The 4159-nt window shown below is 62.2% G+C and carries 4 protein-coding genes and 1 pseudogene; 1 reads left to right on the top strand and 4 read right to left on the bottom strand.

The window, feature by feature from the left end; all coding sequences use genetic code 11:
• Positions 1 to 691 (top strand): LysR substrate-binding domain-containing protein (locus EN932_RS30620; RefSeq protein ID WP_128369317.1); only part of this gene is annotated, 691 nt, incomplete at its 5' end.
• 18 nt (positions 692 to 709) lie between these two features.
• On the opposite strand, the gene EN932_RS30615 is transcribed toward EN932_RS30620, so the two are convergent.
• The 4 genes and pseudogenes from EN932_RS30615 to EN932_RS30600 all read right to left on the bottom strand — a co-directional run.
• Entirely contained in the window at positions 710 to 970 is a 261-nt protein-coding gene (locus EN932_RS30615; protein ID WP_244514281.1) for a DUF3303 family protein, read from the bottom strand.
• Positions 971 to 1001: 31 nt separating this feature from the next.
• A complete protein-coding gene (locus EN932_RS30610; protein ID WP_127368967.1) occupies positions 1002 to 2465 on the bottom strand; it encodes a RimK family protein in 1464 nt (487 codons plus the stop codon).
• Entirely contained in the window at positions 2462 to 3568 is a 1107-nt protein-coding gene (locus EN932_RS30605; RefSeq protein WP_013532575.1) for a peptidase C39 family protein, read from the bottom strand. The genes EN932_RS30610 and EN932_RS30605 overlap by 4 nt, the downstream gene beginning before the upstream one ends.
• Positions 3569 to 3878: 310 nt before the next feature.
• Positions 3879 to 4159: pseudogene (locus EN932_RS30600) on the bottom strand (anti-sigma factor); the annotation flags it as partial.

Raw genomic sequence — 4159 nt, 5'->3', positions numbered from 1 at the left:
GGCTTTCCAGGAGATCGGCAGCGTCGCGCGCCAGCTGGGCGGCGATGCGTTCCGCCCGCGCCTCGTGGTGTCGGTGCCGCCATCCATGGCCATGGGTTGGCTTTCGCAGCGTCTCACTGGTTTTGTCTCAAGCCATGGCGCCGTCGACATATCGCTCAGAGGCGAGGATGACCCGGTGCCGTTCGACCGTGAGTTGATCGACATCAGGCTCACTTATGGGCCGCATTATCGCGAGCACCCGACCGAGGATATCGTCCAGGACGCGGTCTATCCCGTGTGTGCACCCGGGCTGGCCGACACGATCAAACCCGAAGGCCTCGCCAGCCTGCCGCTTATCCATACCGGCTGGGGACCGACCGGTGCGTCCTTTCCGTCGTGGCACAACTGGTTCGAGGCGGCCGGCATCGAACCCGGCCGGGCAGCGCAGCGCGGGCTCTCGGCCAACTCGTCGCGCGCGGCACTCGACCTTGCCATTTCGGGATTGGGCGTGGCGCTGGCGCAAGGGATCTACTGTGCCGAGGCGCTGGAGGACGGCCTACTTGTCAGGCCCCTCGCCCAGATGGTCGAGCTGCGCCAGCCCTATTGCCTGACGATCCCGGAGCGCAGCGCCAGACGCGATGTCGTGGACGCGTTTCGCCAGTGGCTGATCGACGAGTGCCGGCGCGCAGTCGGCTCGCCGGCACTGCGTTGACGTGACACGCGGCAATGGTCAGAGGTGCCCGCTCAATGCCTCAGCCATGTCCTTGTTTGTCGCCACGGGGATGATCTCGAATTCCACCAGATCCGCCCATTCGATGACCCAACGCTGCAGCAGCGTGACGTCATCGGCCTCCACCAGCAGGAAGCAGCGGCTCATGTCCGCCGCGATCCAGCTGTGGTGGACGAGCAGCTCGTCCGGTTTCAGGCGGCCGCGGTCGCGAAAGCGGCGATAGATCTCCTTGCGATCACAGCCGGTGAAGTCCTCGATCACGATAAATTGCATGTCCTACCCCCCGATCAAATTACCGCCCCGGCCGGTCCAATCGCTCCAGGAACCACTGCGTCAGCCGCACCCAGACCTCGTCCTTCTCACCGGAATCCTCCCAGCCATGGTCGAGGTTGGGATTGTCATTCACCTCGATGACGAAGACGCCGTCCTTGGTCTCCTTGAGGTCGACGCCATAGAGCCCGTCGCCGATGCAGCGCGCCGCCTTCACTGCCGTCTCGACGACATGCGCCGGCGTTTCCTTCAGCGTGAAGGTCTTGATGCCGCCCTGGTCGGGCTTGCCGTTGGCCTTGTGGTTGACGATCTGCCAGTGCTTCTTGGCCATCAGATAGTGCACGGCAAACAGCGGCTGGCCGCCGAGCACGCCGACACGCCAGTCATATTCGGTCGGAATGAATTTCTGCGCGATCAGAAGGTCGGAATCCTCCAGCCATTCGGTGGCGAGCGTCTTCAGTTCCTCGACGTTGGCGCATTTCTTGACGCCGCGCGAGAACGACGAATCCGGGATCTTCAGCACCAGCGGAAAGCCCAGCGTCTGCGCCGCCAGTTCGAGATCCGAGGTGCCGGCGATCATCACCGTCGGCGGCACCGGCACCTTGTTGTAGGCCATCAGCTCGTTGAGATAGACCTTGTTGGTGCAGCGGATCATCGACAGTGGATCGTCGATCACCGGCATGCCTTCCTGCTGGGCGCGGCGGGCGAAACGATAGGTGTGGTTGGAGATCGAGGTGGTCTCGCGGATGAACAGCGCGTCGTAATTGGCGAGCTTGGCCAGGTCCCGCTTGGTGATCGGCTCGATTTCGACGCCCATCTTCTCGGCGATCTTGGCCCAATAGCGCAGCGACGAGATCTCCGAGGGCGGCAATTCCTCATGCGGGTCGACCAGCGTGGCGAAGGTGTAGCGCGCCGGCGTACGGCCCTTGGTGTCGCGCCACTCCCGGTTGGTGTAGGTTTCCAGGCACTGGATGAAGCTTTTTTCCTCGTCCTCGGTCATCCGCGCCAATGGATGAAAGCCGATCTTGCGGATCGAGGCCCATTCGGCGCTGTCCTTGATGTGGACTTCGAGCGCCGGTGCGCGGAACCAATCGAACAACAGCTTGGCGAAACGGTCCCAGATTTTTGACGGCCCGATGCCGAAGAAGATGCAGACCTTTTGCGGAAAGGCGCCACCAAGATCCTTGCGGCATTTGTTGAGCGCCAGTTCCAGTTCCGGCAGCGCGTGCTCATAGAGCTTGCGTTCCGACAGGTCGATCATCGTCTCGACGGTCGGGATCACCTTGTGGCCGCGCGAGCTTGCCAGCAGCGAGGCATAGTAGCCGCGGCTCTGGTAGGCGTAATTGTTCGACAGGTTGATGACCTTCGGCCGCTGGCCGCGAAACAATGACGGATGCGCGAGATAGTCGCGATTGGTGATGATCTTGTGCGGTGTCGCCACCTGGTCGAGATCGCTCTGCCTGCCGGTAAGGATGACCCAGGTCATTGTCTGTCACGCTTTCCCAGAGTGATGGCGGCACGCAGTCCATCGCGACCGAACTGCGCCATGTTCATGAAGATGCCGTAAGGCACGGGAATGTTGGCTGCATCAAGGATGGTCTCCTGCCTTTCATCCTCGACCCAAGGGTCGTGGATCAGGATATGGTCGCCGTCATCGCCGATCGCCAGCACCCAGTGCGGCACCTTCTTGCCGAACATCAGGAAGCCGCTGATCAGCACCAGCACCAGCTTTCCCCCAGCGATCGCAGCGCGGATATCGTCGATTGTGAATGCACGGTAATTCACCGGGATGCCGTAAAGTTCCGCGCGTCGGCGAAAGTCGACCTGCGCCAGTTCCATTACCCTGCGCTTGTCCTCGCTGCGCACCGATTGCAGGAACAGCGCGCCATAGAAGGAGACGTAGATCTCCACCGCGAGCCCGCTCTCGTAGCCCGAGACAGCGAGGCCGAACGGCTCGCAACCGCCGGGACCCGACATCATGAAGACGGTCGTCGCTTCACGCCACAGGCGGATTTCCATGACCGGATCCGGCACGAAGCCGCGATCGAAATTGGCCATCGCCATCATCAGGCAGCACGGACCGCAGGTGAATTCGCAGGTCTGCGGGTAGAACGGCACCTTGGTGGCGATCGGAATGTCGCCACGCAAGGTTTTTTCGTAGCGAAGTGCCGTTTCGCCATCCTCATAGTAGCCGGGCTCACGCCCGATCTTGCGATAACCGGCCCGTTCGTAGATGCGGATCGCGCGGCTGTTGTCTTCGCGAACTTCGAGACGCAGCATCATGCGGTCGTGCTCGAAGGCGGCATCTTCGGCGGATCCGAGCAGGATGCGGCCGACACCCAGCCCGCCGAAAAACGGACTGGTCGCAATCGAGTAGAGGCGCGCCACGCCGCTGCCTTTGCGAAACAGCACGATCGCATAACCGGCCACGCGGCCGTCGACTTCGGCGACCAGCGTCTCGGCGGTTTCACGCTCGATGAACAGTCGGAAGGAGCGGCGGGAAATACGGTCGCTTGAGAAAACAGCTTTCTCGATGGCGGCGAGATCATCGACGTCAGACGCGCGGGCCGTGCGGATCTCGGCAGGCATGCGGCTTCAGAAAACCTCGATTGGTGGTGGAAATGGCCCTACTCGAACACGTCCTTGACGCCAACCAGGGCGTTGGGAAAACCGGCGTCCACCTGGGCGCACGAAGTCCGCTCCACCACCTTGAATCTTCGCCTCGTTTTTCCAAAAACCGTTTCCGATTTTCGGGGCGATGCGACGGCATTCATCAAGCGCTATCGCACCTCGATTAGGGCCGAATTGTGACAAATCCGACGCCGATCCGACGGGCGCAAAAGGTCCTTCGGCCGGATCAGCATTCGCGGATCGACGGCACCGGCAAAAGCGGTGCCGTTCAGCTTGCCAGCCCGTTTACAAGTTGCGTGTAGGCGTTCCTGGCGACCTCGTTCAGCCGCTCGCGCGGCAAGGAGCCGACGACGGCGCAGCCATAGCCCTTGTCCAGCCAGTAGACGGCCTCGGGTCCGTCTTGCGTGGCGGCGTAGGTGCCCTTGGCATTCTCCGTCGATTCCGTGGTGACGAACAGCGATATACGCTGCCCATTGCCGTCCTCGTAAAGCAGCATGGCGGCCTTGCTCTCGCCTGCCGGAAGCAACCGGCCGCCGACCAACTGGAAAC

The organism is Mesorhizobium sp. M7A.F.Ca.US.002.01.1.1, assembly GCF_004022955.1.
In the GTDB taxonomy this organism is placed as follows: Bacteria; Pseudomonadota; Alphaproteobacteria; order Rhizobiales; family Rhizobiaceae; genus Mesorhizobium; species Mesorhizobium ciceri.
The sequence above is the reverse complement of the archived record's forward strand: the minus strand, read 5'-3'. Positions and strand labels throughout refer to the sequence as shown.

Coding starts and splice junctions, on each gene's coding strand:
- EN932_RS30610 (WP_127368967.1), bottom strand. CDS start 2,465: ATGACCTGGGTCATCCTTACCGGCAGGCAGAGCGATCTCGACCAGGTG.
- EN932_RS30605 (WP_013532575.1), bottom strand. CDS start 3,568: ATGCCTGCCGAGATCCGCACGGCCCGCGCGTCTGACGTCGATGATCTC.